Annotated in this window: 23 protein-coding genes; 21 read left to right on the top strand and 2 right to left on the bottom strand. The window is 50.7% G+C overall.

From position 1 onward, the window contains the following. Positions 1 to 124: 124 nt before the first annotated feature. Both B1H56_RS02575 and B1H56_RS02580 read right to left on the bottom strand, forming a co-directional pair. The gene (locus B1H56_RS02575) at positions 125 to 1,315 is read right to left on the bottom strand and encodes a coenzyme F420-0:L-glutamate ligase (RefSeq protein ID WP_066521478.1); all 1,191 of its coding nucleotides are present in this window, start codon (positions 1,313 to 1,315) and stop codon (positions 125 to 127) included. A 163-nt stretch (positions 1,316 to 1,478) separates the two neighbouring features. After that, the gene (locus B1H56_RS02580; protein ID WP_066521469.1) at positions 1,479 to 2,771 is read right to left on the bottom strand and encodes a sn-glycerol-1-phosphate dehydrogenase; all 1,293 of its coding nucleotides are present in this window, start codon (positions 2,769 to 2,771) and stop codon (positions 1,479 to 1,481) included. Positions 2,772 to 2,893: 122 nt separating this feature from the next. On the opposite strand from B1H56_RS02580, the gene B1H56_RS02585 reads away from it, so the two are divergent. The 21 genes from B1H56_RS02585 (at position 2,894) to B1H56_RS02685 (ending at position 26,210) form a co-directional block, all read left to right on the top strand. Next, a complete protein-coding gene (locus tag B1H56_RS02585; protein WP_066521466.1) occupies positions 2,894 to 4,165 on the top strand; it encodes a hexokinase family protein in 1,272 nt (423 codons plus the stop codon). Between the two features lie 204 nt (positions 4,166 to 4,369). After that, a complete protein-coding gene (hydE, locus tag B1H56_RS02590) occupies positions 4,370 to 5,365 on the top strand; it encodes a [FeFe] hydrogenase H-cluster radical SAM maturase HydE (protein WP_066521461.1) in 996 nt (331 codons plus the stop codon). Between the two features lie 9 nt (positions 5,366 to 5,374). Next, positions 5,375 to 6,778 carry a [FeFe] hydrogenase H-cluster radical SAM maturase HydG gene (gene hydG / locus B1H56_RS02595; RefSeq protein WP_082771196.1) on the top strand — a complete coding sequence of 468 codons (1,404 nt, stop codon included), beginning with the start codon at positions 5,375 to 5,377 and terminating at the stop codon, positions 6,776 to 6,778. A 104-nt stretch (positions 6,779 to 6,882) separates the two neighbouring features. Further along, a complete protein-coding gene (gene hydF / locus B1H56_RS02600) occupies positions 6,883 to 8,061 on the top strand; it encodes a [FeFe] hydrogenase H-cluster maturation GTPase HydF (protein ID WP_066521458.1) in 1,179 nt (392 codons plus the stop codon). Positions 8,062 to 8,185: 124 nt separating this feature from the next. Next, on the top strand, positions 8,186 to 8,659 hold the full coding sequence (locus B1H56_RS02605; protein ID WP_066521627.1) for a peptidylprolyl isomerase: 474 nt from the start codon (positions 8,186 to 8,188) through the stop codon (positions 8,657 to 8,659). Positions 8,660 to 8,909: 250 nt separating this feature from the next. After that, on the top strand, positions 8,910 to 9,812 hold the full coding sequence (locus tag B1H56_RS02610; RefSeq protein WP_066521455.1) for a phosphate ABC transporter substrate-binding protein: 903 nt from the start codon (positions 8,910 to 8,912) through the stop codon (positions 9,810 to 9,812). A gap of 91 nt (positions 9,813 to 9,903) precedes the next feature. After that, positions 9,904 to 10,839, top strand: a complete 936-nt coding sequence (gene pstC, locus B1H56_RS02615) for a phosphate ABC transporter permease subunit PstC (protein WP_066521452.1) — start codon at positions 9,904 to 9,906, stop codon at positions 10,837 to 10,839. Beyond that, on the top strand, positions 10,829 to 11,716 hold the full coding sequence (pstA, locus tag B1H56_RS02620) for a phosphate ABC transporter permease PstA (protein ID WP_066521450.1): 888 nt from the start codon (positions 10,829 to 10,831) through the stop codon (positions 11,714 to 11,716). The genes pstC and pstA overlap by 11 nt, the downstream gene beginning before the upstream one ends. After that, complete coding sequence (gene pstB / locus B1H56_RS02625; protein WP_066521442.1) at positions 11,716 to 12,489, top strand: phosphate ABC transporter ATP-binding protein PstB; 774 nt, start codon at positions 11,716 to 11,718, stop codon at positions 12,487 to 12,489. The genes pstA and pstB overlap by 1 nt, the downstream gene beginning before the upstream one ends. 17 nt (positions 12,490 to 12,506) lie before the next feature. Further along, entirely contained in the window at positions 12,507 to 13,163 is a 657-nt protein-coding gene (gene phoU / locus B1H56_RS02630) for a phosphate signaling complex protein PhoU (RefSeq protein ID WP_066521439.1), read from the top strand. Positions 13,164 to 13,213: 50 nt separating this feature from the next. After that, entirely contained in the window at positions 13,214 to 13,891 is a 678-nt protein-coding gene (locus B1H56_RS02635; RefSeq protein WP_242862045.1) for a response regulator transcription factor, read from the top strand. 2 nt (positions 13,892 to 13,893) lie between these two features. Then, positions 13,894 to 15,621, top strand: coding sequence for a sensor histidine kinase (locus tag B1H56_RS02640; RefSeq protein WP_066521433.1), 1,728 nt, complete (start codon positions 13,894 to 13,896; stop codon positions 15,619 to 15,621). Between the two features lie 463 nt (positions 15,622 to 16,084). After that, entirely contained in the window at positions 16,085 to 17,161 is a 1,077-nt protein-coding gene (locus B1H56_RS02645) for a LacI family DNA-binding transcriptional regulator (RefSeq protein WP_066521431.1), read from the top strand. A gap of 17 nt (positions 17,162 to 17,178) precedes the next feature. Continuing rightward, complete coding sequence (locus B1H56_RS02650) at positions 17,179 to 18,162, top strand: sugar phosphate isomerase/epimerase family protein (RefSeq protein WP_066521623.1); 984 nt, start codon at positions 17,179 to 17,181, stop codon at positions 18,160 to 18,162. Between the two features lie 23 nt (positions 18,163 to 18,185). Further along, positions 18,186 to 18,932, top strand: coding sequence for a glutamine amidotransferase (locus B1H56_RS02655; protein WP_066521429.1), 747 nt, complete (start codon positions 18,186 to 18,188; stop codon positions 18,930 to 18,932). Positions 18,933 to 19,036: 104 nt separating this feature from the next. Next, a complete protein-coding gene (locus B1H56_RS02660; protein ID WP_066521427.1) occupies positions 19,037 to 20,068 on the top strand; it encodes a LacI family DNA-binding transcriptional regulator in 1,032 nt (343 codons plus the stop codon). A 231-nt stretch (positions 20,069 to 20,299) separates the two neighbouring features. Then, positions 20,300 to 21,394, top strand: a complete 1,095-nt coding sequence (locus tag B1H56_RS02665) for an autoinducer 2 ABC transporter substrate-binding protein (RefSeq protein WP_066521422.1) — start codon at positions 20,300 to 20,302, stop codon at positions 21,392 to 21,394. A gap of 89 nt (positions 21,395 to 21,483) precedes the next feature. After that, positions 21,484 to 22,992 carry a sugar ABC transporter ATP-binding protein gene (locus B1H56_RS02670; RefSeq protein ID WP_066521419.1) on the top strand — a complete coding sequence of 503 codons (1,509 nt, stop codon included), beginning with the start codon at positions 21,484 to 21,486 and terminating at the stop codon, positions 22,990 to 22,992. A 16-nt stretch (positions 22,993 to 23,008) separates the two neighbouring features. Continuing rightward, on the top strand, positions 23,009 to 24,028 hold the full coding sequence (locus tag B1H56_RS02675) for an ABC transporter permease (protein ID WP_066521417.1): 1,020 nt from the start codon (positions 23,009 to 23,011) through the stop codon (positions 24,026 to 24,028). Between the two features lie 15 nt (positions 24,029 to 24,043). Continuing rightward, entirely contained in the window at positions 24,044 to 25,111 is a 1,068-nt protein-coding gene (locus B1H56_RS02680; RefSeq protein WP_082771194.1) for an ABC transporter permease, read from the top strand. Positions 25,112 to 25,130: 19 nt separating this feature from the next. Further along, the gene (locus B1H56_RS02685) at positions 25,131 to 26,210 is read left to right on the top strand and encodes a DUF4432 family protein (protein WP_066740065.1); all 1,080 of its coding nucleotides are present in this window, start codon (positions 25,131 to 25,133) and stop codon (positions 26,208 to 26,210) included. Positions 26,211 to 26,222: the final 12 nt, after the last annotated feature.

Below are 26,222 nucleotides of genomic sequence, written 5' to 3' on the forward strand. Positions count from 1 at the left end.
CGTGGTAAATTAGTAAAGGGATAACTTAAAAAATACGGGACAAATATATGGTAAAAAGCGTCCCGGCAGACGGAGCAAAAAATAAAAGCCGCTGCGTAAGCAGCGGCTTTTATAAGGTCCTGTTTTAATCGGCGTAGTTATCGAAGTATCCCTGTACCAGCACAACGGGAGTTCCCTTATCGCCGCTGCCGGAGGTCAGGTCGCACAGCGAACCAATCAGGTCGGTCAACCGGCGGGGCGTAGTGCCCTGCGATTCCATGGAACCCTTAAGATCCTGGTTTTTGTCCTTGATATACTGCCTGATTGCGGTATGGAGGTCTTCGCCTTCAAGATCTGCAAACTGATTATCCGCAAGATATTTCAGCTTAAGTTCATTGGGCGTGCCCATAAGCCCGACGGTGTGCGCGGGGGAAACGACAGGATCGGCCAATTCCCAGATTTTACCGACAGGGTCCTTGAACGCGCCGTCGCCGTATACCATAACTTCGACGGTTTTTCCTGTTTTTTCAAAGACCATATGCTGCACGGCATCTACAAATTCCTCGCACGACTGCGGAAACAGTTTTACCTTGTCTTCCGTTGACTTGTTGGAGCCAAGAATACCATATTTGGCGTTGAAGCCGCTGCCGTCAATGGGCTCCGCCATAATATCGTCGAGGGAATAAAGCGTTTTTACGCCTGCCGCCGTCAGCTTATTCTTGGAGCGCACGCGCGTATGGATGTCGCAGCAGAGCACGTGGTCGGTGTAAGGAAGAACCGCACATGGATCGTTCGCGAAAATGATTTCCACCTCTGCGCCCTCTTCGCGGATAAGGCCTTCGTAATAATCCACATAATCTACGCCCGTAAAAGGATGGAGGTTCACCCCGAACAGCTCGCGGTATTGCTCGAGCGTTAGCACGTCGCTCCACGGATTGACGCCTTTTTCCTCCACCTGATCCAGTGAAACAAGATGGTTGCCGACCTCATCCGAAGGGTAGGAGAGCATGAGGACGATTTTTTTCGCGCCCCTGGCAATCCCACGCAGGCAGATCGCAAAACGGTTGCGGGAAAGTATGGGAAAAATAACGCCGATCGTATTATCGCCGTACTTGGACCTGATATCGCTTGCAATATTGTCGACAGTGGCATAATTGCCCTGCGCACGGGCCACGACCGCTTCGGTCACGGCGATCACATCGCGGTCGTTCAGGGCAAAGCCGTCCTCCTTCGCGGCTTCAAGCACGCTCGAAACGACGATGGCGGCAAGATCATCGCCCTCGCGTATAATAGGAGTCCGGATCCCGCGTGAAACTGTTCCAACACATCTAGACATAATTCGCACCTCGAAATTGATTTATGTAAGGCTGTGGCGCCAAAAAACGCCTCTACTATTATAGCAGAGCAGGCCTTCCGGCACAATGCTTTTTGCAGTATGGAAGCGCCGGACAAAAAACAGACCGGCACGCAAGGCTGTTCTGCTTGCATCTTGCTTCGGTTCAGACCTTAAGCTCCGCATCAAAATCAAATAATGCAAAGTCGCATACGAGCCGCAGCAGAGTAAAACGGTTGCGGATGTAGCAGCAGACTTTCATGGTTTCTTTAAATTGTTCGTCCGTCATATTGATATCGTGATAGCTGGTATACCCGCCGATGGCCCGGAGCGTTTCCGTAAGCGCCTCGGCGGAGGGAACTTCGCCGGCAATCCGCAGGACTTCATCATAATTTTGTTCCAGAAGGCGGCGGTCAAGCTTCGCGGTAATGGTAGGCGTATTTTCCTTTTCAATCGCGGCAACGATTCCCGCAGGGTATTGCGCGTAATAGCCCTTGACACGTTCGATATCGAACTGGTTGGGAATGTTTTCTTTATAGATACGGCTCAGGCGCCGGGCAAATATGGGGTAATATTTCGCAGCCTGGATTGTTGCGATCCCCACTTTTTCGCCGTGAAGCGCCGCTCGGTTCACGCCTTCGACGGGTACGATTTCCAGGTAATGTGAAAAATGATGCTCAAAGCTCGACGCAGGCCGCGTAATCCCGACCATCTGCATCGCGACGCCTGAAAGCAGGAGGCCCTTCATCAGGATGCCGAAACTATCGATGTCGCCGCTGTTAATCTTTTCAATGTTCTGCACGATCATATCGACAGCCTCGATCGTAAGGTCGGCTACGAAAGGGCAAAAATATTCCCCGGTAATCAGATGGCCGATCTTCCAGTCGGCGATACTGATATATTTACTGAGCATATCGCCCACGCCGGAAGCAGTCATTTTTTTCGGGGCGGCGGCGACGACCTCAAGGTCCGCGACCACGGCGTTCGGCGCCTTGGCGGGCAGGGTGATCTTAGCTCCGTTCAGGGTCATCGCTGCGGAATTGGAAACGAAACCATCCACACTTGCGGCAGTTGGAACCACGATGAATGGAAGCTCCTGTTTGAAAGCGACATACCGGACAACATCGCAGATAACGCCGGAACCGACCGCCAAAAGAAGATCGTGGCCGCCGTCCCTCAGCGCTTGCGTCACCAGATCGATTTGCCGTTCGTCCGCGTGAATCTCATCGTCTGCAAGAATACAGGCGGGAACTTCGGGAAGCGCTGCGCCAAATTTCGGATATGCCGCCCTGTGAGTATTCCGGTCAAAGACAGCAAGGGGCTTTGCCGATGGGAACAGACGGGCAAGAAGCGCGGGCAATTTTTTCATAGCGTCTTTCTCCACAATATATTCGCGCGTTTGGAGCGTATGGTTTTTCCCACAGGCGCAGCCGCTGACATCCAATATTTCTTCAAACATATAAAGTGATCTCCCTCGTCAAAAAATTTGATCGTATCCATTGTACGGCAGGCGAAAGCGTTCGTCAAATGGCATTGCAAAAAAAGGATTTTACAGTATAATAATGAGAGAACATCAAAGCAATGAAAGGAACGCATATGCTGACTGCAAACGAGTTTATCAGGAAACATAAAATGGAATACACGTCCATTGACGTAAAAAACGAGATGGACACTTACATCGATGAAATGAAAAAGGGATTGTGCGGCGAGAAGAGTTCGCTGCTGATGATCCCTTCCTATATTACGCTGAAAAGCGAAGTGAAGCGGGAAAAACCGGTGATCTGCGTAGACGCGGGCGGGACGAATCTGCGCGTTGCGGTGGCGAAATTTTCCGAGGACGGCTCTTTTTGCACGGAGGAATTCCAGCGGTATTTGATGCCGGGTGTGGAAAAGGAACTTGAGGCCGAAGAATTTTTTGATATTTTGGCGGATTATATCCTGCCTTTTACGAAAATCACGAAAAATATTGTGATTTCATTCGCTTACCGGGCAAAAATACTGCCCGATATCGACTGCGAGATCGTAGAAATCACCAAAGAAGTCAAAGTGAAAAATGCAGGCGGAAAACTGCTGGGCAGAGAGATTTGCGCGGCCTTGGCGAAGAAGGGCGCGGACGGCTGTAATATCGTTGTGGTAAACGACTCCGTGGCAACGGCGCTTGCCGGAAAAGCGGAAAAACTGAACGACGGATACGGCTCCTTTACGGGGACGATACTTGGTACGGGAAGCAACAGCTGCTATATTGAATATATGCGCAACATCGCGAAGCTTGAAGGCGGCGAAGAGGGCCTGATGGTGATTAATACGGAGGCGGGCAGCTATAATAAGGTGCCGCGCAGCGATATCGATATTGCCTATGACGAAAGCACACAAAACCCTGGGATCGGGGTGTTTGAGAAAATGACCAGCGGCGGCTACTTGGGCCCCCTGTGTGATTTTACCCTGCGCACGGCGGCGCGGGAAGGTGTCTTTGAAAAAGGATTTTCCATGGCAGGGACGGTCTCGACCGTCGACGTGAACGCTTTCCTGACGGACGGGTCGGGCGCGCTGGGCAGATATTTTACGGCGGAAGCGGACCGGAACGCCGCACGGGAGATTTTGCTCAACATCGTCCTTCGCGCGGGCAGGTTCTTAGCCCTGCAGATGGCGGCGGTTGCGGTAAAGGCCGCGAAGGAAAACGACCGAGTATGTATGACCATTGAGGGAACGACCTATGAGAAAATGTTCGGACTCAAAAAGGAAGCGCTGACGGTTCTGCTTCCGTATCTTGATTCGATCGGCATCAAGGCAGACGTAATCAGCGTGGAAAATGCGGTGCTCAAGGGATGCGCGATTGCCGGGCTTTCGCGTTAACGGCGCGGTACTGAAATAAATTTAATAACGGTTGCATATTGTAATTGAGGCCGGTTTATAATATGATATAGAAAGATCGAAATTTTGCTTCTGACCACAAGGAGAAATCTGAGTGAGAGGACGGCGTTTGAAATAGCGATATTTTATCAGCTGTCTTTTCGTTTGGAAAGGCAGCTTTTTTATCGGCTGGAAACAGGAGAGGATATGGCGCTTTATACGCTGGGAAATCATACGCTTGATACGCAGCATCCGGATATGGATGTTCTCACCGCGCTGATCGGAGACGAGGGCGTGGATGCGGAACTATTCCATGAGGCCAACCGCGTTAAAACCGAGGAATTCGGCAGCAAAGTTTTTGTGCGGGGGATCATAGAATTTTCCAACTATTGCCGTTGCACCTGTGCCTACTGCGGGATCAGTGCGCAGATGGTACATGCTAAACGGTATCGTATGCCTCCGGATGAATTGACAGACGCCGCCGTCCGCGCGGCGGAAACGTACCGCACCGTGATCCTGCAAAGCGGGGAAGACCGTTTTTACACAGCGGAAATGCTCGCGGATATTGTGCGGCGGATCAAACAAAGGGCAAATTGTGCGGTAACTTTATCGATTGGAGAACGGACTCTCGAAGAATACCGGCTGATGCGGGAAGCAGGGGCGGATCGGTTTTTGCTGAAGCACGAGACGGCAAATGCGGTGCTTTATGAATCTTTGCATGGGGTACCGCTCGAAACGCGGCTTGACGCCCAGCGCAGGATCAGGGCGCTCGGCTTTGAACTCGGCGGGGGATTCATGGTCGGCCTTCCGGGGCAGACGGACGAGACGCTTGCACAGGACCTGATGACGCTTGTATACGAAGGGGTAGAAATGGCGGGGATCGGGCCGTTTATCGCCCATCCGGATACAGAACTCGGCGGTGCGCCGGACGGGGACCCGCATAAGACGCTTAAAGTGCTTGCGCTGGCGCGGCTCCTTCTTCCAAAATGCCACCTGCCGTCTACAACGGCACTCAATGTCAAAGGGGGAATGAAAAACGCGCTGCTCTGCGGTGCGGACGTCATCATGCAGAAAGCGACGCCTTTTGAGTATAGAAAACTTTACGATATTTACCCGGGCAGGGATGCGCTGGAGGTGCCGCTCGAAGAACAATATGAAACATTAAGGAAAAGGCTTGCGGAGTTTGGATTATCCGCAGAATAGGGGGAAAGTATGTACAATGTAATGGGGAAAACAGCCGCCGAGTTTATGGACAACGCTGAAATAGAGCGTTCGCTTGCGGCGGCAAGGGAAAAAGCAAAGGACAAAAAGGAAGTAGAGCGTATCATCCATAAGGCGAGCGGCTTTGGCGGGCTGACGCACGAGGAAGCCGGAACCTTAAGCTATGTGGAAGATAAAGAACTGATCGAAAAGATGTTCGCCGCGGCAAAGCAAATCAAAAAGCATATTTACGGGAATCGTATCGTGATGTTCGCACCGCTCTATCTTTCGGACTACTGCGTCAATGAATGCCGTTACTGCGGTTATCATCATTCCTCGTGTATGGAACGCAAAAAACTTACACAGGAAGAGATTGTGCAGGAGGTCAGGGCGCTCGAAAAGATGGGGCACAAGCGGCTTGCGCTCGAAACGGGTGAAGACCCGAAGAACTGCCCGCTTGATTATGTGCTTGAGAGCATCAAAACGATCTATTCCATCCATTTTGACAATGGAGCGATCCGCCGCGTGAATGTGAATATAGCGGCGACGACGGTTGAAAACTATAAGCGGCTTAAGGAAGCGGGAATCGGGACTTATATCCTGTTCCAGGAGACCTATCATAAGCCGACGTACGAGCTGCAGCATCCGAAAGGGCCGAAGAGCAACTATGAATACCACACGACTGCGCACGACCGCGCCATGGAGGCGGGGATCGACGATGTGGGACTTGGTGTGCTGTACGGCCTTTATGACTGGCATTTTGACATTGTGGGGCAGATCATGCATGCGGAGCATCTGGAGGCGGTATTCGGCGTAGGCCCGCACACGATTTCCATGCTGCGCATCCGTGATGCGGGAGACGTCAAGAAAACAGATTACGAGCATGCAGTGTCGGATGACGATTATAAGAAGATCGTCGCGATCATGCGTATGACAGTTCCGTATACGGGAATGATTCTTTCCACGCGCGAGGGCGGCGCGTACCGTGACAGCGTGATCGAGCTCGGCATTTCCCAGGTGAGCGCGGGCAGCGCGACGGGTGTGGGCGGTTATACGATCAAAACACAGCAGCCGCAATTCGAGATCGAGGACCACCGGACGCCGATCGAAATGACGAAGGAATTGATCCGGGACGGCTATATCCCGAGTTTCTGTACGGCGTGCTACCGGCAGGGCCGGACCGGAGACCGGTTTATGCGCCTTGCGAAAACAGGACAGATCGGCAATATATGCCAGCCGAATGCGCTTTTGACGCTTAAGGAATATGCGGTGGATTACGGCGATGATGAATTTAAGCAAATGGCGAACGAATTGATTGAACGTCAGCTGGAAGAGATTCCTAACGATGCGGTGCGGGAAAAAGCGAAGGGCTATATAGCAAAGATCGAAAACGGGGAACGTGATTTCCGGTTCTGATTATAAAATGGCCGGCGGCGGTAGCGGGGAAGGAGCTGTATTTGCCGGTCCCTTGCATCCGTCCTGGTGATTTCGTGAAAAGCTGTGATTGAGAGGTAGCAGGCATGTCTAATTTAGATGAAACGCCGAGGGCAAACCGGCTTCATGTTGCGTTTTTCGGCAAGACCAACGCGGGAAAATCAAGCACGATCAACGCCATAACAGGGCAGGAAATCGCCCTTGTTTCGGATGTTGCGGGCACAACGACCGACCCGGTCTATAAAGCCATGGAGCTTTTGCCAGTAGGACCGGTCGTGTTTATCGATACGGCCGGGCTTGACGACCGGACCGCTCTTGGACGGGCGCGTATCGGCAAGACGGACGAAGTGGTAGACAAAGCTGATATCGCCGTTTTTGTGATTAACAGCGCGGATCAGGACCTTGGACCGGAGCAGGAATACATGAAGCGGTTCCAGGCAAAGAAAACGCCGGTCATTATTGCCTATAATACGTTTGGGGGCGATGGTGCAGGGGTTGCGGCGCCAAGCGGGGAGAATACGGTGGTAATCGATGCGAAAACGGGCCGGGGAATCGATGCGCTGAAGGAAATGATCGTGCGAAATGCGCGGGATTACGAGCTTCCGAGCATCGTGGGAGACCTTGCCAAAAAGGGAGACAGCGTGATGCTCGTAATGCCGCAGGATATTCAGGCGCCAAAAGGCAGGCTGATTCTTCCGCAGGTACAGGTGACACGTGACCTCCTCGACAAGGGATGCCGGGTGATCTCCGTTAAAACGGAGGATATGGTTTCCATGCTTGGGGAACTAAAGAATCCGCCGCGGCTTGTGATTACGGATTCACAGGTGTTCCAATATGTGAATGAGCATCTTGATAAGACAATTCCCCTGACCTCTTTCTCTATGCTGATGGCAAAATATAAGGGAGATATCGAGGAGTTCGTAAAAGGAGCGCGCGCTATTGCCGGCCTGAAACCGGGCGATAAGGTGCTGATCGCGGAATCCTGCACACACCATGCCATGAAAGGCGATATTGCGCGGGAAAAACTGCCTGGCTGGCTGGAGCAGTTTGCGGGCGGAGGCCTCGTGGTTGAAAATACGGCGGGTCATGGGTTCCCGGAGAACCTCGGGGAATACAAATTGATCGTACATTGCGGCGGATGTATGGTGAACCGTAAAAATATGCTCTCCAAAATAGAACATGCGAAAAATGCCGGGATCCCGATTACCAACTTTGGTGTGGCGATTGCTTTCCTGAATGGAATGCTTTCCCGCGTTTCCTATTAAAAGTACAGGAACCACGCTTTGCCTGGGTACCGGATGTGCGGTTGCGGTTTACAAAAAAAGTGAAATCAAGTATAATGTACGCAAAAAGCAGCGCAATGCTGCGCATATACCGGGAGGCAGAGGTATGATCGTAATCAAAATAAAAGGCGGCGGCACCATCAAGGTTAAGCTCGACGAAAAAGCTGCTCCGAAAACGGTAGAGAATTTTAAAAAGTTGGTCAATGAAGGCTTTTACGATGGACTTAAGTTCCACCGGGTAATCAAAGGCTTCATGATTCAGGGCGGCTGTCCTAAAGGAACGGGCACCGGCGGACCGGGATACAGCATCGAGGGAGAATTTTCTTCCAACGGGTATGATAACCCGCTCAAGCACAAGCGCGGCGTGATTTCTATGGCACGCAGCATGGATCCGAACTCTGCGGGTTCCCAGTTTTTTATCATGCACGCGGACGCCCCGCATCTCGACGGGCAGTATGCGGCATTCGGAAAGGTTGTTGAGGGGATGGAGGTTGTCGACGAGATTGCTTCTATGAAAACGGATTTTTCAGACCGCCCGCTTGCCGATATCGTTATGGAAAAGGTTACCGTCGAAGACTGACGTGCAGCCGCTGATTCCTGATTGATTTCAAACGGTATTGATACCGCAGTATTTGCTGCGGTATTTTTTTGCTTTAAAAACGGCTTGATATAGCGAAAGTCTGCTTTCATATATGCTTTACGGCCCCACAAACAACGGAATTTCTCTGATTTTACACGGATTTTACAGAATCAAATACTTGATTTTACATTGGCATTTTATAATACACTCATCGTTAAAGTTTTCAATAATTTAAACAAGGAGAACAAAAATGAAAAAAATTATTACAGTCACAGCATTGGTACTTTGCATGGTATTTGCGGTAATCGGCTGCTCGGCACCGGCAGCAGGGGAATCCCCGGAAGCGCCGAGCGAAGCTGCTTCGCCGGAAGCAGGCGCATCCACAGAGGCAGAAGCATCCGCTTCCGCGGATGCTTCTGGCGAGACGCTCGCCGGAAGCGTACAGATGTCTGGCTCCACCTCGATGGAGACGATCGCAAATGCCCTGAAGGAAGCCTTTATGGCTACCTATCCCGATGTTTCGGTTGACGTGCAGCTCGGAGGGTCTTCCGTCGGCGTACAGGACGCACAGTCCGGAAAATCCGATATCGGAAATATTTCACGGGAATTGAAAGACGACGAGACGGGCCTTGTTGCAAACACGATTGCTATCGACGGTATCGCGGTAATTGTCCATCCGGACAACAAAGTAACGGAAATTACGTCGGAAGACCTGGTAAAAGTATACACGGGTGAGATCACAAACTGGAAAGACCTCGGCGGCGACGACCAGCCGATCGTAGTGATTGGACGCGAAGCTTCCTCCGGTACGCGCGGTGCGTTTGAAGAATTGCTTAAAATAGAAGACCAGTGCAAATACGCACAGGAGCTGAATGAAACGGGTGCGGTCAAGACGGCAGTTTCCGCAACGCCTGCAGCCATCGGGTATGTGTCCCTCGAGGCGCTTGACGATACGGTAACGGCTCTCAGGATAGACGGCGCGGAAGCGACGGAAGAAGCGATTAAGGCGGGCGACTATCCGCTTTCAAGGCCCTTCATCATGGCGACAAAAGAAGGCGAACTTCGCCCCGAGGTGCAGGCGTTCCTCGACTTCGTGATGGGAGAAGAGGGACAGGCAGTTGTAGCGGACAACAAGCTAATCACGATTTCATAATAATTCTTCCAGGATAGATTCAGGAAGGGACGCGGAGGTAAGTCCGCGTCCCTTTCGATGGTAGGAAGAATTTAATGCTAAGGAGAAAGATATGAATGCCAGCATGACAATCATAGGCGGCAGGAAGAGCAAAACAATTCTGGAACAGGCGATGAAGGGAATCTTTATCGGATGCGGATTATTCGCGATTGTAGCGGTTCTGATTATTACGATCTATATGATAGTTTCCGGCGCGCCGGCAATGTTTACAATCGGACTCAAGGATTTTCTGTTCGGCACGGAGTGGGCGCCGACCGCCGCCGATCCGAAATTTGGGATACTTCCCATGATATTGACGTCTCTCGTGGGGACGGGAATCACGATTTTGATCGGCGTTCCCATTGCGCTGATGGCGGCAGTATTTGTTTCCGAGGTCGCCCATAAAAAGGTTGCGGGCGTTGTGAAACCCGCGATTGAGCTTTTGGCGGGTATTCCGTCGGTGGTGTATGGCCTCTTGGGGATGATTATTCTTGTCCCGCAGATATCGAAACTGGAAACGCTTTTGTATGCAAACGACCCGACGCACATTTTTACGGGCGGGGCAAACCTTTTATCCGGAATTATCGTGCTCACCATTATGATTTTGCCCACCGTCGTCAATATCAGCATCACATCATTAAAAGCGGTCCCGCAGGAATATAAGGAAGCGTCGCTCGCAATGGGAGCGACCAAAATGCAGACAATCTTCAGGGTTCAGATTCCGGCGGCAAAATCCGGAATCATCACGGGTATCGTGCTCGGCATCGGGCGGGCGCTCGGCGAAGCGATGGCGATTATCCTCGTCTCCGGCAATGTGGCCAACATGCCCGCGCTCTTCAACAGCGTCCGTTTTCTCACGACGGGTATCGTATCAGAAATGAGTTACGCATCCGGCCTGCACCGGGAAGCCCTGTTCAGTATCGGCCTTGTATTGTTTATTTTCATCATGGTTATCAACGTCATCCTCAACACACTTTTGAAAAAGGAGGCCGCGGCCAATGAAAAGTAGTGCGGAAAAACTTTCCAATGACATCAGCCTGATGAAAAAGAAGCGCCGCCCTAAGGATGCGGCGCAAAAATTCGCCATTTATGCCTGCGCGATCCTCACGGTTGTGATTCTGTTTTACCTGCTGGTTTATATCATGGTGCGCGGGCTTCCGAATGTGAACTGGGAATTTCTTTCTACAGCGCCCTCGGCGCTCAATAAGACGATAGGGATACTTCCCAGTATCCTTAATACGCTTTATATGATCGGGATCACGCTTCTAATCGCAACGCCGATCGGAGTGGGCGCAGCCATTTTCCTCAACGAATACGCGAAGCGCGGGAAGATCGTTAAGATCATCGAATTTACGACGGAGACACTGGCGGGAATACCTTCCGTATTATTCGGCCTGTTCGGGGCAATGTTTTTCGGGGTGACGCTGGCCCTCGGATATTCGATTATTGCGGGTGCGCTGACCCTCGTACTGATGATCCTGCCGATCATTGTGCGGACGACACAGGAAGCTTTGAAAACAGTACCCAACGAATACCGGGAGGGCGCCCTTGGAGTTGGAACGACCAAATGGCATATGATCCGTACGATCATCCTGCCCGGCGCGCTGCCCGGGATCATCACGGCAGTAATCCTTGCCGTCGGCAGGATCGTGGGCGAATCGGCCGCGCTGCTTTTTACGTCTGGAATTGGCACCAACATGCCGGCAAACTTTTTCGGGCATATGACGGAGTCGGGGGCGACGCTCACCGTACAGCTCTACACATATGCCGCGAAAGGACAAAATGAGCCCGCATTCGGGATCGCGGCCGTGCTTGTAATTATTGTCCTTGTCATCAACCTGCTGACCAATTATCTCAGTAAACGCTTCGGCAACAAGAACAAGTAGTGGAAAGGGGTAGCACCTTGGATATCAAAATTTCAACAAAAAATCTGAATTTGTATTACGGGCAAAACCATGCCCTTAAAGATGTGAATATGGAAATCGAAGCGGGTAAGATCACCGCGCTGATCGGGCCCTCAGGATGCGGGAAATCTACCTACCTGAAAACGCTCAACCGCATGAACGATCTGGTAGAGGGTGTGAGAATAACGGGGGAAATATTGCTCGACGGGGAAAGCATCTATGATCCGAAGGTGGATGTGACGATCCTCAGGAAAAAGGTTGGGATGGTATTCCAGAAGCCGAACCCGTTTCCCATGAGCATCTATGACAACATTGCCTATGGGCCGAGGGTGCACGGGATCAAGAGCCGCAGCGATCTCGACGGGATTGTGGAAAGCAGCCTTAAGGGTGCGGCGCTGTGGGAGGAGGTGCGCGACCGCCTGAAGAAAAGCGCGCTTGGACTTTCGGGCGGACAGCAGCAGAGGCTGTGCATCGCGCGGGCGATTGCGGTTTCGCCGGAAGTGATCCTGATGGACGAGCCGACTTCGGCGCTCGATCCGATTTCCACGACAAAGATCGAAGACCTGATGAGCGAACTGAAGAAAAAGTATACCGTCGTCATCGTTACGCATAATATGCAGCAGGCCGTCCGTATTTCGGACCGGACCGCATTCTTTCTGCTCGGGGAAATGGTAGAGTTCGGCAAGACGGAGGATTTGTTCAGCATGCCGAAGGATAAACGGACGGAAGACTACATCACCGGACGTTTCGGCTGATAAAGAAAGGGGAAACTATGAGAAATAAGTTTGATATAGAACTGGAAGATTTGAACCTGGATTTGATCCGTATGGGCGCCCGCGCGGAGCAAACGATTACCAAGGTGGTCAAGGTCATCGAAAACTGCGATGAGGCGGGCGCGCGTGAAATTATTGAGGACGACGACCTCGTGGATGCGATGGCGCGGCAGATCGAGAGCCGCTCTATGAAGCTGATTATGAAGCAGCAGCCGGTGGCAAAGGACCTGAGGATCATTTCTACGGCGCTGAAAATGATTACGGATATCGAGCGCATCTGCGACCAAGCGTCGGATATTTCCGAAATTACGCTTTCCGTATGCAAGGAAATTACGATCCCGCGGCCGCGGCATATCTCTAAAATGGGCCGCACGACGGCACAGATGGTTCACATGGCGGTGGATTCCTATGTGCACCGGGACATGGGACTTGCCGAAGAGGTTATCGAGTTGGATAATGAAGTGGACCGCCTGTATGACGTGGTAAAGACGGAACTTCTGAATATGGCCATCGAGGATCGGGAGAAAATCGACCAAATCGTGGATTTCCTGATGATCGCAAAGTACTTGGAACGTATCGGGGACCATGCGGAAAACATTGCGGAATGGGCGGTGTTTTCGGAGACCGGAGTACACAAAGACCGCCGTATTCTCTGAGGGATGTTGTGTGATATAATATGCGTAGTAAACGTGTGAGGTAAGAAACAGTGGCTTATATTACGGTAGTGGAAGACGATGCTTCGGTGAGGGAACTCATCCTGTGTACGCTCAGGTCGGCGGGATTTACGGTGGATGCGTACGAACGGGGGGAAGATTTTCTGGAACAATATGAAAAGCATAAGGAGCCGGATGTCATTCTCCTGGATATCATGCTGCCCGGAATCGACGGGTTTGAGTTGTTCAAACGGCTGTCTTCACAAAACGGGTTTGACGTCCCTGTCATTTTCTTGACCGCCCGTACGACGGAGGTGGATAAAGTTTCGGGCCTGAACCTCGGGGCTGACGATTATATTACAAAGCCCTTTGGCGTGCTGGAGTTGATTGCACGGGTAAATGCGGTTATCCGCCGGCGCGGGAGAAGCGCGCGGCCCCAGCAGGCAATTGAGTCCGGCGGGCTGAAAATGGACGTTTCGGCGCATACGCTTTACGTGGACGGAGAGAAAACGGAGCTTACATATAAAGAATTTGAAATCCTTCGTTATTTTATGCGGAATCCCGGTCTTGTGCTGACGCGTGAAATGCTCCTGAATGAAATATGGGGCATCGATACGGATATCGAGACCCGCACGGTTGATATGCATATCAAGACATTGCGACAAAAGATAGGACGCCGCGGCGAACACATCAAAACGGTGCGCGGCGTAGGCTATCGGTTTGAGGTATAAGCGTGAAAAAGAAAATTGTACAATTAACTACCTGTATTTTGGTGGTGGCGCTGGTGGTAACGGTGCTGGTTTCCATGGCGAGCTTCAAGGGAACCTATACAAACGATGTGATTGCCGTATTGAAGGGGAACATCAACGCGATGGAGCTTTCTATTGGGGGACGGACCGATTATCAGGAAATGGCGGATGAGTACCAGAAGGCTTACGGGCAAAATAACCGGATCACGATCATAGCGGCGGACGGAACCGTGCTTGCGGATACTCAGGCGGCTTCGGAGCAGACGGAAAACCATCTCGAACGGCCTGAAGTCCAGGAAGCGCTTGATGGCGGTTTCGGAGCGGAGGTCCGTTATTCCGAGACTACCGGAAAAGATATGATTTATGTGGCCAAGCAAATGCCAAGCGGGGTAATTATCCGCAACTCTATGCCGCTTGACAATGCGACTGCAGTGGTCAACCAGACGTTGCCGGTTATTATTATTGTGTTCATCCTTCTTGTGGTGCTGGCTGTTTTTCTCTCCGGAAAGATTGTGAGCAACACCCTGAAGCCGTTCAGTCAGCTTCATGACTCCATACAGGGATACATTGAAGGGAAGCAAAAAAAACTCAGCATCGAGAGCCCTTATCCGGAATTTGACGATATCGCGCAGGCGTTTTCGCGCATTTCGGAACGGCTGAACCGTTATATCGAAAAGGTAAAGCTTGAGAACCGTAAGACGGCGCTTATCATCGACAGCATTAATGAAGGGCTGATGATCCTGGATGAAAAAGAGGATGTGCTCCTTATCAACACGGCGGCTAAAAATATTTTCGGTGTGAATGGAGAACCGTTGAGTGAGAATATCCTCCATTATATCCGCCGCCCGGATATCATATCCAAGCTTGAAAAATCGCTTGTTAAAAAGAAAAACATGCAGTTTGAGGCGCGCAATGACAAAGATGGGCGTACATATCGGTTCTATACCAGCATCGTTGACGAACCGTCCTTTATGAATGGGAAGGGCGGATATGCGATGCTCGTGCTAATCAGCGACGTGACGGATATCGAGCTTTCTGAACGCGTACGCCGGGATTTTGCGGCAAATGTTTCCCACGAACTGAAAACCCCGCTTACCTCTATCAATGGATTTGCCCAGCTTGTAGCCAATGGCATGGCTGCGGATGAAGAGAGCATCCGGGAGTATGCAAAGCGTATCTCAGAAGAATCGGACCGTCTGATGGGCCTGATTAACGATACCCTCATGCTGTCTGAACTGGAGCAGATCAGTATCGACGAAACGATCGAGAATGTAGATATCGTGAAAGTAACGGAGGATGTGCTGCATCTTCTCGAAGACAATATCGTGAAACGGAATCTGAAAGTCCATGTCAGCGGGGCGGCCGAAATGATGGCGAATAAGAACCGTATCCGTGAGCTGATACTGAACTTGTGCGATAATGCCATTAAATATAATAAAGAAGACGGAAGCGTCGATATCCGGCTTTCCGAGCAGGACGCTTTTGTAAAAATCGAAGTACAGGATACCGGGATCGGTGTGCCCGCGGATGAAGCGAACCGTATCTTCGAGCGTTTCTACCGTGCAAAAAATTCGGGAGGTTCTACGGTAAGCGGAACCGGGCTTGGACTTGCGATCGTCAAGCACATCGTTGCGCTTTACGAAGGCGAACTTACACTGGAGAGCCGGCTTGGGGAAGGCAGCAGGTTCACGATACGTATGAAAAAAGACTGATACCCGAAACGATAAGGCAGGCATGGGTGACCATGCCTGTTTTTATTTGCATATTCTGCAAGTAAAGTTTTTATACCGGATATAAAATCCGGAGGAAAATCAATGAAAATTTTTTACTGACTATTTGACGCTATTTTCTTTTTAATGGTTTAATAAATTTAAAAAAATGATTAAAGCTGAATTTTTATAGTTTATTTTACAAAATAATGACGTAAGTATTATGATTTAATAAAAAAACGTGAAAATAACTGTAGAAATTTTCATTGAAGCGGCATAAAAAAGAGTTGTCTTTTTGAAGAAAAGACCTTATACTTCAAACAACAGTCAAAGTAATTTTAATCCAAAAGAAAAACTATAGAACATTTTGCTTCAGGCGACGAAGGAAGAAAGATTTTTTAAATAAAAAAGGGATTTAAAGCGGTTTAATAAAATTTGCGTTAGGTTCTTATCGGAGCATCTGCAGATGATGAAAGACAGGGCAAAGAAAAAAATAACGATCCATGACGTGGCAAGGGAAGCGAACGTGTCGATTTCAACCGTATCGCATGTGCTGAATGGTACGGCGAAAATCTCGGATGCGACCCGGCAGCGTGTAATCGAGGTGGTACAGCGGTTCAATTATGTGCCCAACGGCTATGGACTGAGAGGCCGGGATAAGAATTCAAAAGTCGTGGGCGTCATGGTTGCGGATATCAAAAACGAATTTTATGCGCGGTGCGTCCAGTCTATCATGAATGTGGCCCTTCAGGAAAACTATACGACGATGATCTGCGAAATGGCATTCAATTATAAAAAAGAATGCATGGGCGTGGACGCGCTCCTTGATAAAGGTGTGGACGGTATCATATTTATTGGCGGATCGATGGATGGAAATATCATCCGCAAGGCGAATAAATCCGTTCCCGTAATATTATGTGACCGGAAGATAGCGGGATCGTCGCTGCCTTCGGTGACAACAGACAATGTGAGCGCGATGCGCAACCTGATCTCCCTTTTGAAGGAGTGGGGCTATACGAAGATAGGATTGCTGTCCGAAACGCTGGAAATGGACAACCTCAAAGACCGCTGTCTCGGGTTTAAAGCGGGAATGGAAGAAAACGGATTGAAACAGTATAAGGAATTTATGCTGTTCCATCCCGATCTGAAACTTGACAAGGCAACGGCAGCCAATTGCTTTTTGCGGGAACATCTAGAACGGCATGGCACGAGGAAGCTGCCGGAGGTCTTTGTAACGACGAGCGACCTCATTGCGGCCGGGGCGATCTCCGCATTGAGAAAATACGGGATACGCATTCCGGGCGATATCGGGATCACCGGGTTTGACGATATTTCCCTTGCGGCCAATCTCGATCCCCCTCTTACTACGATTGCGCAGAATATGGAGGAAATGGGCCTGTATTGCTTCCGGAATATCCTGAACCTGATTAATGGGACGGCGATCGGGGTGCCGCACAGCGTGATCGACGCGCAGATTGTAATTCGCAAATCAGTGATTGACCGGCGTATGCCGGCTTGGAACAAAATGAAAAAGAGCTGCTAGAGATGGAGGGCGTAACGATGTTTCAACCAAAATACAGTATTATCCTTGCAAATGTGGGCATGTGTGCAGACCGCTATATGAGCGGCGGGTATTCTGATCCCTGCACGATTGACGAAATGTTCCGGCGCGTCGCTTCCGTGGACGGCGTCAGCGGGGTGGAGCTTGTAAGCGATTGGAATATTACGGCTAAAAATGTGGATCAGGTTCGGAGAAACCTTGAAGAATACGGGCTTAAACTTGTATCGATTATTCCCGACCATTTCGGGGAAATGAAATGGGGCAAGGGGGCGTTTACCTCCAAGGATCCTGCAATTCGTAAACAGGCGGTGGAAGATACCAAAGAATTAATGGATATTTCCGCAGAACTGGGCGGGAATCTGATTAGTCTGTGGCCGGGGCAGGACGGCTATGATTATTATTTCCAGGGCGACTATATCCGCGAGCATGAATGGTTTGCGGAAGGCGTGCAGGAATGCTGCGATTATCGTAAGGACGTCAATATTTCGATAGAATATAAGATTAAAGAGCCGCGCAATTTCTCCTATCCTTCGACGATGGCGGTGATTCTGCTGATGCTTGAAAAGCTGGGCAGGGAAAACAGCGGTGTAACGATCGATTACGGACATGCGCACGTAGCGGGCGAAAACGTGGCGGAATCCGTTGCGCTTGCCAAAGAATACGGCAACAGGCTGCTGCACGTCCACATGAATGACAATTACGGTTTCTGGGACGACGATATGATCGCGGGATCAATTCATACGATTCCTTTTATCGAGTTCTTTTATTGGCTGAAGAGAACCGGATATGACGGATACATTTCAACCGACCAGTATCCTTACCGCGAAGACGGCAGGGATGCGGTCAATGAAACGGTGCGGTGGATGGATATTTTTGCCGGACTTGCAAACCGCATCGATGAAAAAGAACTGGAAGAGATCTATGCGACAGGAAATGCGTGTGAAGTGAGCGCAATGCTGAGAGATTTAATGTTTGGGAAATAACCCCGCTAAAAAGGAGGCGCTAAATGAACGTACTTTTGGTCGGCGAATCATGGACTGTCCATGAGACGCATATGAAAGGATTTGACATCTTCAACGTGTGCCGGCACGAGGAACATTGCGGGGATATGCTGGCGGATGTGCTGAGGCGGGAAGGCTTTGACGTTGACTTTATACCCAGCCACGAGGCGCAGGCGGGTTTCCCCGGTACGGTAGGAAAGCTCAATGAATACGACGCGGTTATCCTGAGCGATATCGGCAGTAACACCCTGCTTCTTTCGCCGGATACGTTTTACCGTGGACAGCGCAGCCCCAATAAACTGCAGGCGCTGGCAGACTATGCGGAACAGGGCGGAGGCGTCGCGATGATCGGTGGGTATCTCAGTTTTGCGGGCATAGATAACAAGGCGCGCTACGCAATGACTCCGCTCGCAAAAGCACTGCCTGTTGAAATATTGAATTATGACGACCGTGTGGAGTGCCCCGAAGGAATTGTGCCCCGGGTCACAGATGCCTCGCATCCGATCTTCAGGGGTATTGGGAAAGACTGGCCATTTTTCCTCGGATACAACAAAATCAAGGTGAAGGACGGGGCAAAGGAACTCGCAGTAATTGGCGAGGATACGTTTATTGCGGTTATGGAGTACGGGAAGGGGCGTACGCTCGCTTTTGCGTCGGATTGCGCGCCGCATTGGGGCCCGAAAGAATTCATGGACTGGGAAAGCTATCGTCCGTTGTTTGGAAATATGGTACGGTGGCTGTGTGGGAAGTAAAGTTTTAAAGCGCTTTAAAAAATCCTTGACAATTGAATTATGATGGAGGTATAGTAAGACTGATCTTTTACATTCCTTAAACTGTAGATAAGCAGGTCGGTAAAATGGCGACGACACTCAAGGATATTGCAAAGAAACTCGGGATATCGGAAGCGACGGTTTCGCTTGCGCTGAATAATAATTCTCTGGTAAACGAGAAAACGAAAAAGCGCGTGCACGAGGCGGCCAAAGAACTCAAGTATTTTCCGAATATGGTTGCCAAGGGCCTTGCGACAAACAAAAGCAACACCATTGGCATCATCGTGCCGGATATCAACATTGTATTCTATGCCAATATCCTCCGGGCGATCGATGAGGTTGTGAACCGTGCGGGCTATAGCCTTCTTGCCGCCATGTCTAACAACGACCCGCAGATAGAGGAAGAGATTATCAGGACGTTTATCTCAAAGCGAATCGAAGGGGTTCTGGCAGTGCCCACGAACAAACCTACGAAATTCCTTACCTCGTACCAGAAAGCGCTTCGGGAATACAATATTCCCCTGGTGTATATTACGTCGCTGTATACGATCGATGAGATCAGGTATGTGATGGGGGATATCCGTGAAGGCACCTATATGCTGATAAAGCATTTGACAGACCTCGGTCACCGGAACATCGTGTTTATCGGCGGCAACAGGACGGTTCCTACAACCTCGCTGCGGCGGGAAGGATACAGCCGTGCGCTCGGGGAGAAGGGAATTCCGGTCTTTGCCGAAAATCTGATCGAATGCGAAGATATCCACTATGACCAGGCGGCGTTGGTTACGGAGGAGCTGATTGGCAGGAGGCGTGATTTCACGGCAATCTGCGCAATGAACGACGAGATGGCGCTCGGTGTAATCAACACCCTGCAAAAGGCGGGAATCCGTGTACCGGAGGATGTGTCGGTAGTGGGGTACGACAACACAATTTTTTCCAAACTATCTATGGTGGGGATTACTTCCATGGATTCCGATATCGAAGGGACCTGCCAGCAGGCAGTGGATATGCTGTTGCAGGTCGTCCGTGGAGAAATCCCGGAGGAACCGCATATCATGACAAAGCCGGCAATGATCAAAAGGCAGTCGAGCGGGCCTGTAAAAGAAACAGAAAATTAAGCGGTCAAAAGGCCGGTCCATCAGTAAATAAAGCATTCAAAGCACCTTAAAGCGTTCCCCGCGAAGGAGCGCAATCCCAAAAAACTGACAGTTGAAAGGTAGAGCTTAAGGCGGTAAAAGCGCTTTTCTAAAAGCAAATTGAAATTTAAAGCGCTTTAAATAAATGCGAACATAGAGTTTTCCTGAAAATGGAAAAATATAATAAAGGACCATACTAAAGGAGGAAAAGAAATGAAGAAGATTTTGGCAATTCTATTGGTAGTAGTGATGTCCGCCGCATTGTTTACGGCATGCAGTGGCGGAACAGAGCCAAGCACAACCGCAAGCGCGGAAACTTCCACAGAAGCATCGACTGAGGCCGGGACGGAATCATCGGCATCCAGCGACGCTGACGGCGGCGCGGCGAAAGGCGACGGGAACTATACGATCGCTGTTGTTCCGAAGGACAGTACGAACCCGTGGTTTGTCCGCATGGAGGAAGGCGTAGCGAAGTATCAGGAAGAAAATCCCGGTATGACCGTATTCCAGAAGGGACCGGCTGAAACAGACGCGGCGCAGCAGATTCAGGTTGTAGAAGACCTGATTGCTCAGGGCGTTGACGCACTGTGCGTTGTTCCTCACGACCCGGGCGCAATGGAAGACGTTCTGAAGAAAGCGCGCGACCAGGGAATCGTTGTTGTTACGCATGAAGCTTCATCTATGGAAAACTGCGATTATGACCTCGAAGCGTTCAATTATGACGAGTACGGCGCATACATCATGAACACACTCGCAGAAGCAATGGGCGGCGAAGGCAAATATATCTGCATGGTCGGCTCCCTTACGAACGACTCCCACAACATGGAAGCGGACGGCGCAATCGCAGCGCAGGAAAAAGATTATCCGAACATGGAATTGATCGACGAGCGCATCGTTACGGATGACAATGCTGAGACTGCTTACCAGAAGGCAAAAGAAGTTCTCAAAAAGTATCCTGACATCAAAGGATTCGTAGGAACCTCCTCCTTCGATGCTCCCGGCGCAGGCCGTGCAATCGAAGAGGCGGGCCTTATCGGCAAGGTGTTTGCAGTTGGTACAGGCATGCCGCAGACAAATAAAGAACTGCTTGACAGCGGTGCGGTTTCCGCCCTTACCCTGTGGGATCCGGCAGACGCGGGTTATGCAATGTGCAAACTGGCCACGCTGATTCTGAACGGTGAAGAAGTTGGCGCAGGAACGGATCTCGGCCTTGACGGTTATGATAACCTCACGCTCGACGGGCACGTTCTGACGGGCAGCGCGTACATTACGCTCACAAAAGAAAACGTGGACGAATATAATTTCTAAAAACAGGCTTACAGCGGGCGGCTCCAAAGCCGTCCGCTGTAGAAAAGCCTTTGAACAGCCAAAAAAAGCGGCGAAAGGATTGGGTATCTATGCAGGACGAATATATTTTAAAAGCCACGGATATCATTAAGTCGTTTGCGGGTGTAAAGGCGCTTAGGGGCGTCAACCTCGAAATAAAAAAGGGTGAGATACATTGCCTCGCAGGAGAAAATGGCTGCGGCAAATCGACGTTGATCAAAATTATCTCCGGCGTTTACAGCCTTGACAGCGGCAAAGTGGAATTTAATGGGGTCGACCAGACCCATCAGCTTTCTCCCATCAACGCGATTATGAATGGGATTCAGGTTATTTATCAGGACTTTTCGATTTTCCCCAATTTATCGGTGATGGAGAATCTGGCTTACAACAGCGAACTTATGCAGAAGCGGAAATTTGTAAATTGGAAACGCTTCCGCGCGATCGCCGAGGAGGCGGTCAGCAAAATTAACTTTAACGTAGACCTTGAAGCCAAGGTTGGGACTCTGCCGGTTGCGGATAAACAGCTCGTGGCGATTTCCCGCGCACTCATCAATAATGCAAAGCTTATCATCATGGATGAACCTACTACGGCCCTTACAAAAAAGGAAGTAGAGGCACTTTTCAAAATCATCAAGGATTTGCAGAGTCAGGGAATCGCGATTCTCTTCGTCAGCCACAAGCTCGACGAGGTATTTGAAATCTCAGAGCGTTTTACTATCTTGCGGAACGGACAGAATGTCAAAGACGGCGACACCTCGGAGCTCGACAGCGATAAATTTACTTATTATATGACGGGGCGTCATTTCGAGAACAAGCATTTTACAGCGGAGATCAAGGATGAGAAGCCCGTGCTTGAAGTCAGGGACCTCTCATGCGAAGGCGACTATGAAGACGTTACGTTCGACCTGCGCAAAGGCGAGATTCTTGGGATCACTGGGTTGCTCGGTTCCGGACGTACGGAGCTTGCGCTTTCCCTGTTCGGCCTGAAAAAGCCGACGGCGGGAAAGATTTTTATGAATGGAAAAGAAATTAAGCTTACTTCGGTTGGGGAAGCAATGAAAAACAAGATTGGATATGTGCCGGAAGACCGCCTTACGGAAGGACTGTTCCTTGACCAGTCTATCGGCCGTAATATAGTAATATCCGAACTCAAGGACCTTTCCTCGAAGATTGGCATGATCGACCAGGAGAAACGGCAGAGCGAAGTGGAAAAGTGGGTCGAGGAGCTTAAGATCAAGGTGGCGGATCCGGACCTTGCCGCCTCTACGCTTTCGGGCGGAAACCAGCAGCGTATTGTGCTTGCGAAGTGGCTGGCGACGAATCCGGAAGTATTGATCCTCAACGGGCCGACAGTGGGCGTTGATATCGGCTCTAAGCATGATATGCATGCGATCCTGCACGAACTTGCAAAGAGCGGCCTTGGGATTATCATCATATCGGACGACCTCCCCGAGGTAATCACGAATTGCAGCCGGGTACTGATTATGCGCGGCGGCAGGATAACAGGAGAAGTCGACCCGCTCCAGGTCACGGAAGCCGACCTCACAAAACAGGTCACGGACGTTGCCGTGAACGGCTGAGGAAAGGAGCGAAGCTATGAATAAAATAAAAAAACTGACTCATCAGACAGAATTTTATATTTTCCTTGTAATCATCGTCCTGGCGCTGATTATACAGGCGCGCAGCAACCAGTTCTTTACGGGGAACAACCTCGTTGACCTTGCCAATGCGCTGATTGTTCCCGCGCTGTTCAGCATCGGGACGTTCATGATTATCGTATCCGGCGGGATCGACGTATCCTTCCCGGCGCTCGCAGCACTTGCGTCCTATATCGTGACGGTCGTGCTCAACGGAATGAACTACACGGGACCGATTATCGTCCCGTTCCTCTTTGCGGGTGCAATCGGACTCGCTTGCGGCGCGTTCAACGGCCTGTTCATCGCCAAGATGCGGCTGCCCGCACTGATTGCCACGCTGGGTACGCAGAGCGTATTCCGCGGGATTTTGCAGGGCGCACTCAATGCACAGCAGATTAATACACTCCCGCCCTCGATGAAGGAATTCGGGCAGAGCAGCCTGTTTGTCTCGCAGAACGCGGATGGCGTAACTTCCATGATGCCGACGGCGTTCCTGGCGCTTGTGGTCGTTGTAGTGATTGCATTTATCATCCTGCGCTACACGATGCTCGGGCGGGGTATCTATGCGATCGGCGGAGACGAAAGCTCCGCAAACCGCGCCGGCTTCAAAGTAGTAAAAACGAAATTCTTTGTATACTGTTTCGCGGGCGTTGTCGCCGGCATTACAGGGATTATCCGCGCATGCATGATGAATATGGTGCACCCGACGAATATGTTCGGTATGGAAATGACCGTTATCGCGGCGATCGTCCTCGGCGGCACGAGTATTACGGGCGGTACGGGAACGCTCACAGGCACAATCCTTGGCATTTTCCTTTTGACCATGGTGCAGAACAGCCTCATTATGCTCGGCGTACCGGCTTACTGGCAGGACTTCATGACGGGTCTTCTGATAATCATTGGTACGGCGGTATCCTCTGTGCAGATACTGCGCAGCCAAAAACAAAGAAAACCCAGCCTTTCAAAGGCCGGTTCGTAAGGGAGGAATGATGAGATGAAAAATAATGCAACATTTTCCATGCGAATCAAGAATTGGTATGGGCACGATAAAAATTTTGCACGACTGCTGATTATCTTTATATTGGTCGTCGTTGCGTTCAGCATTATCAATCCGTCGAAATTTCTGACGGTAGCCAATTTCCAATCCATGGTATACCAGTTTCCGGAATTTGGTCTCATGTCCCTCGGCGTTATGCTGACCATGCTTCTCGGCGGGATTGACCTGTCGGTAGTAGGTATGGCAAACCTGACGGCGATTACGGCGGCATCGACGCTTGTTGCGTTTGTACCGGAAGGGGCAAGCGATGGACAAACAATGATGGTCATTGTGTTTGCTGTGATCCTCGGGATCGTAGTGGGCAGCGCTGCGGGGTTCCTCAATGGCAACCTGGTCTCGCGGCTCCACATACCGCCGATTCTTGCTACGCTTGGCAGCCAGCAGCTTTTCACAGGCATAGGACTGATTATTACGCAGGGCAGTTCTATCAGCCGTCTGCCCGCAATGTATGCGGAGACAGGGAAGACACTGGTGGCGGGCTTTATCCCGCTGGCGCTGTTCATATTTATCGGCGCTGTCATTGTTCTGAGTATCATGCTCAATAAGACAACGTTCGGGACGAGCCTGTATATGATGGGTTCCAACCCTGTTGCCTCCAAGTTCAGCGGACTCAACAATACGGCGGTGACGAATAAAGCTTATATGCTTTCGGGAACGCTTTCCGCGATTGCCGGACTGATTATGCTGGTAAACTATAATTCGGCCAAGCCGGATTATGGCAGCGCCTATACCCTCCAGTGCATCCTGATCGTAGTGCTGGGCGGCGTAAATCCGAACGGAGGGTTCGGAAAGGTCGGCGGCGTTGCGCTCGCGATCCTGATTTTGCAGGTGCTCTCTTCGGGGCTGAATTTGTTCCCGACGATCAGTAATTTCTACCGCCAGCTTATCTGGGGCGGCGTGCTTCTTGCGGTGCTGACGCTGAACTACTTTACCGAACTCAGGGAGAAGAAGAGGATATCGACTTCCTACAAGAATGACAGGACAAAAGAAGCAGCAAAGGCGTAAAGACGAAAGAGGGATGACAATGAAGATAAGATTAAGCGAAGCTGCATTTACAGACAACAAAACGCTGTTTGCGGATGCAGGAGAACTGAAGGCGTACCTTTTCCGCTATGAAAGCGGAATTTGCGCCGTCAAAATCGAAAACAGCAAAGGGTATGCCACGGTGCTCCCTTTCAACGGACAAATGGTATGGGATGCGGTCTTCTGCGGCCGCTCCCTCAAAATGCAAACAAGCTTCGACCAGCCGCGCAAGCGCGGGATTTTCCGCGACACCTACGGATGCTACGTGATGCACTGCGGCGCGCTGGCAATGGGTTGCCCTTCGCCGGAGGATGATCACGGGCACCATGGAGAACTTCCATACGTGACATACGATCGGGCGTTCCTTGTGAGTGGTGAGGACGAAAAAGGCCGATATATGGGCGTGACAGGGGAATATGAATACAACCGCGCATTTGGCAGCCATTATATGGCGCGGCCTATCGCGAAGGTTTATGAAGGCAGCACCCTTATCGATGTGGGAATTGAAATCGAGAATATGGCGGCGCATCCGATGGACCTGATGTATATGTGCCATGTCAACAACGCCCCGGAGCCGGGCGCGGAAATTTATCAGACGCTTCCATGGACTCCGGAAAATATGGTCGTCCGGGTAAGCATTCCGCAGTATAACGAACCGGATCCGGCATTTATGGAACTTTTGGGCCGGGTGCAGAAAGACGTATCTGTCACACGCGTAATTGGTGAAGGAGATGTATACGATCCGGAAATCGTACTTTTCCTGCGCGGCGTGCGGGGCGATGAAAAAGGCAAGGCGCATTTCCTTTACATCCACAAGGACGGCTCGGCGGATTACACAACGTATGATGCGGCAGTTTTAAACCGCGGCGTACGCTGGATGGTGAACCACGACGACTGGAAGTCCATGGGTATGGTGCTCCCGGCGACTGCGGAGCCGGAAGGCTATCTCGCGGAAAAGAAAAAAGGAAATGTGCGTATTCTGCCTGGAAAAGAAACGTTCCATGCGGAAGTCACGGTTGGCTATCTTGCCCCCGAAGAAGCGCAGCAGGTAAAGGACAAGATCGAAACGGTCATGAAATAAGGAGACGAGAAC

It is taken from the genome of Christensenella minuta (genome assembly GCF_003628755.1).
GTDB lineage: Bacteria > Bacillota > Clostridia > Christensenellales > Christensenellaceae > Christensenella > Christensenella minuta.